This is a genomic window from Micromonospora sp. NPDC049580, assembly GCF_040675595.1.
Taxonomy (GTDB): Bacteria; Actinomycetota; Actinomycetes; order Mycobacteriales; family Micromonosporaceae; genus Micromonospora.
In genome coordinates this window covers 1-4,069 of record NZ_JBFAPG010000528.1, presented here as the reverse complement: position 1 = coordinate 4,069, position 4,069 = coordinate 1, and the positions used below count along the sequence as shown (strand labels likewise).

At 67.9% G+C, this 4,069-nt stretch carries 3 protein-coding genes; 2 read left to right on the top strand and 1 reads right to left on the bottom strand.

The window, feature by feature from the left end; genetic code table 11:
- Window positions 1-40: 40 nt before the first annotated feature.
- Window positions 41-1,645 carry an ABC transporter substrate-binding protein gene (locus AB0J68_RS28410; RefSeq protein ID WP_363941498.1) on the bottom strand — a complete coding sequence of 535 codons (1,605 nt, stop codon included), beginning with the start codon at window positions 1,643-1,645 and terminating at the stop codon, window positions 41-43.
- Between the two features lie 448 nt (window positions 1,646-2,093).
- Between AB0J68_RS28410 and AB0J68_RS28405 the strand changes: the two genes are divergently transcribed.
- Window positions 2,094-2,954 carry a bifunctional methylenetetrahydrofolate dehydrogenase/methenyltetrahydrofolate cyclohydrolase gene (locus tag AB0J68_RS28405; protein WP_355139184.1) on the top strand — a complete coding sequence of 287 codons (861 nt, stop codon included), beginning with the start codon at window positions 2,094-2,096 and terminating at the stop codon, window positions 2,952-2,954.
- Between the two features lie 128 nt (window positions 2,955-3,082).
- Window positions 3,083-4,033, top strand: a complete 951-nt coding sequence (locus AB0J68_RS28400) for a malate dehydrogenase (protein WP_354855392.1) — start codon at window positions 3,083-3,085, stop codon at window positions 4,031-4,033.
- Window positions 4,034-4,069 lie beyond the last annotated feature (36 nt).

The window sequence follows — 4,069 nt, the reverse complement described above, 5'->3', positions numbered from 1 at the left end:
CGGGCGTCGTCGCCCGGGTGGCCCGAATCCGTTGGTCAGCTCAGCTGGCCGCCGCTTCGATCTTGATGAGGTTGACCCGCTGGAACAGGTCCATCTGCACGTTCTTGACCTTGGACGAGGTGCCGTACACGTTCTCGCCGAAGCGGAGCGGGATCACCGGCATGTCCTTGGCCAGGATGTCCTCCGCCTGCTGGTACTTGGCGATCGCCTCGTCCTGCGTCTTGGCGGCGGAACCCTCCTTGACGAGCTTGTCGAACTCCGGGTTGCTGTAGCCGTAGTAGTTCGACGAGCCGTTGGTGCTGTACAGCGGGCCGAGGTAGTCCTCCATGGAGGGGTAGTCCATGACCCAGCCCAGCCGGAACATGCCAACCGGCTGCTTCTTCTCGACCTTGGTGAGCAGGTCGGCGAACTTCGGCTCGGCCGAGCCGACAACGTCCACGCCCAGGTTGGCCTTCAGCTGGTTGGCGGTCGCGTCGACCCAGTCCTTGTGACCGCCGTCGCCGTTGTAGGAGATGACGATCTTCGACGGTCCGCCGGCGGCCTGGTAGAGCTTCTTGGCCTCGGTCGGGTTGAACTCACCCGACGCGCCGGTGGTGTTCTCCCGGTAGCCCGGCAGGACCGGCGAGACGAAGGAGCGCGCCGGCGTCTGCGAGCCCTTGAAGACCGACTTGGTGATCTCGTCACGGTCGATCGCCATCGAGATGGCCTTGCGCACGTCCGGGTTGCTGAAGTTCTTGTCGAACGTCGGGAAGGCCAGGAACTGGAACGACGACATCGGGCTGGTCTGGTACCGGTCGCCCAGGTCGGTCGGCGCGTTGCCGAGGCTCTCGGTCGGGATCGTCGGGAGCACGTCCAGGTTGTCGCCCAGCACGTCCGCGTAGGCCGCGGTGAGCTGCTGGTAGACCCGGAACTCGACGTCCTGCACCTTGGGCTTCTCACCCGGGTAGGCGTCGTACCGCTCGACGTCGATCTTGCTGTCGTGCTGCCAGGTGCCCTTCATCTTGAACGGGCCCTGACCGATCGGTGCCTGCTCGTAAGAGTCCTTGAGCACGCCCGGAGCCGAGAACGCGGCGTCCGGCAGCGGGTAGAACGCGTTGTATCCGAGCATCGTCTTGAAATCGATGTACGGAGCGCTGAGCGTCACCTGGAAGGTCAGGTCGTCGACCTTCTTCAGGCCGGACATCTCCTTGGCCTTCGGCTTGTCGCCCTGCAGGTCCTGGTAGCCGGCGATCTTCTCGAAGAAGTAGCTGCCACCCTGGCCGTTGGGCGCGTAGGCGCCGTAGTTCCACGCGTTGATGTAGTCCTCGGACGTGACCTTCTCGCCGTTGTGGAAGGTGTAGCCGTCCTTGAGCTTGATCGTCCAGACCGTGTTGTCGGACGAGGTGATCGACTGCGCGGCGACCTCGTACGGCTTGTTCTGGGCGTCGTAGTCGACGAGCGGGCTGAACAGGCCGGCGAGCACCTGCGACCCGGACGTCTCGGTGGTGTTGGTCGGAACCAGGTGCTGGGGCTCGGCGATCTGAATGCTGACCGCCGAACTGCCGTTGCCGCCGGATCCACCGTCTCCGCCGCTGCCGCAGGCCGCGAGGCCCAGCGTCACCGCGAGCGGGAGGGCGGTCCAGGCGGCGAGTCTACGAACTCGCATAGAGCCTCCTCATCTCCTCACGCTGCGCAGTCAGGCCCGACGCTGGGTTTACGCTGCGCAACAAGCGGTAACGGTAGGTCGAAATACCGGCCGTCGACAACGGCCCGGTCGCGGGTGCGTAACGGTCCGAGGACGTCTTCCTTGCGCGGCTCCCTCGTGCGTGCTAGCCCAAACCGGACAAGCGGCTCTGGGCTGCACGTTCGCCAACAAGGCCGAAGTGTCGTGGGGTCTGCTGGCAGGGATTCGGCCGCCTCCGGCGGGTCCGTCCGGTATCCGCCGCGTGCGCAGACGGCGACCGTTTTCTCGGTGACAAGGTCCACAAATTGTCACCCAGAGTGATGAGCAACACGTAACTCATCGTGACGTTCGGTGGTGTGGCCGGTGCCTCGGCGGCCGTCCGGAGTGAGGTCGCCGGAACGGCACGTGCCGGACATGAGACGATCTGGTGGTGACGGCGACGCTTCTGGACGGCAAGGCGACCGCGGCGGAGATCAAGGACGAGCTGCGGATACGGGTGAAGGCTCTCGCGGAGCGCGGCATCACCCCCGGGCTCGGCACGGTCCTGGTCGGCGCCGACCCGGGCAGCCAGGCGTACGTCAACGGCAAGCACCGTGACTGCGCCGAGGTGGGCATCGCCTCGATCCGCCGGGAGTTGCCGGCCGACGCCACCCAGCAGCAGGTCGACGACGTCCTGGCCGAGCTGAACGCCGACCCGGCGTGCCACGGCTACATCGTCCAGCTGCCGCTGCCCGCCCACCTGGACACCCAGCGGGTGCTGGAGCTCATCGACCCGGCCAAGGACGCCGACGGCCTGCACCCGGTCAACCTGGGTCGTCTCGTCCTCGGCTACGACGGTCCGCTGCCCTGCACCCCGCGCGGCATCGTGGAGCTGCTCCGCCGCCACGACGTGGCGCTGCGCGGTGCCACCGTGGCGGTCGTCGGCCGGGGCAACACCGTCGGCCGTCCGCTCGGCCTGCTGCTCACCCGTCGCAGCGAGAATGCCACCGTCACCCTGTGCCACACCGGCACCCTCGACCTCGCCTCGCACACCCGGGCCGCCGACATCGTCATCGTCGCGGCCGGCGTACCGGGGCTGCTGACCGCCGACATGATCAACCCGGGTGCCGTCGTCGTGGACGTCGGCATCACCCGGGTGATCGGCCCGGACGGCAAGGGCCGCTACACCGGCGACGTCGCTCCGGAGGTGGCCGAGACGGCCGGTGCGCTGGTTCCGATGCCCGGCGGCGTCGGCCCGATGACCCGCGCCATGCTGCTGACCAACGTCGTGGAGCGCGCCGAGCGCGGCTGACGCGTCGACGCTGTCCCACGAGTGCCGTTCGCGTCTGTCCGGTCATAACTGTCCGCCCCTGGCCCGATCAGTGCCAGGATGGCTGATACGGTCCGGAAAACCGACTGGTATCAGGGAGTGGGACGACCATGGGTAAGAAGGTCACTGTCGTCGGGGCTGGCTTCTACGGCTCCACCACCGCACAGCGCCTGGCCGAGTACGACGTCTTCGACACCGTTGTGATCACCGACATCGTGGAGGGCAAGCCCGCGGGCCTCGCGCTCGACCTCAACCAGTCGCGGGCCATCGAGGGCTTCGAGACCAAGGTCGTCGGCGTGACCACCGGCCCGAACGGCGAGGGCTACGAGGCCATCGAGGGCTCCGACGTCGTCGTCATCACCGCTGGCCTGCCCCGTAAGCCGGGCATGAGCCGGATGGACCTGCTGGAGACCAACGCCAAGATCGTGCGGCAGGTCGCCGAGAACGTGGCCAAGTACGCCCCCAGCGCCGTCGTCATCGTCGTCTCCAACCCGCTGGACGAGATGACCGCGCTGGCGCAGCTCGCCACCCAGTTCCCCAAGAACCGGGTGCTCGGCCAGGCCGGCATGCTCGACACCGCCCGGTTCAGCAACTTCGTCGCCGAGGCGCTGAACGTGCCGGTGGCGTCGGTACGCACGCTGACCCTGGGCTCGCACGGCGACACCATGGTCCCGGTGCCGTCCAAGAGCACCGTCAACGGCAAGCCGCTGCGTGACGCGATGCCGGCCGAGCAGATCGAGGAGCTGGTCGTCAAGACCCGCAACGGTGGCGCCGAGGTCGTCGCACTGCTCAAGACCGGTTCGGCGTACTACGCCCCGTCCGCCGCCGCGGCGCGGATGGCGAAGGCCGTGGCCGAGGACTCCGGCGACGTCATGCCGGTCTGCGCCTGGGTCGACGGCGAGTACGGCATCTCCGGCGTCTACCTGGGTGTCGAGGCCGAGATCGGCCGCGAGGGTGTCCGTCGGATCGTCGAGACCGACCTGGACGCCGACGAGCTGGCCAGCCTCCTGGCCGCCGCCGAGGCCGTCCGCGCCAAGCAGGGCGACATCTCCAGCATGTAGTTCGTACCCAAACCGCAGGAGGGCGCGCCGGCAGAG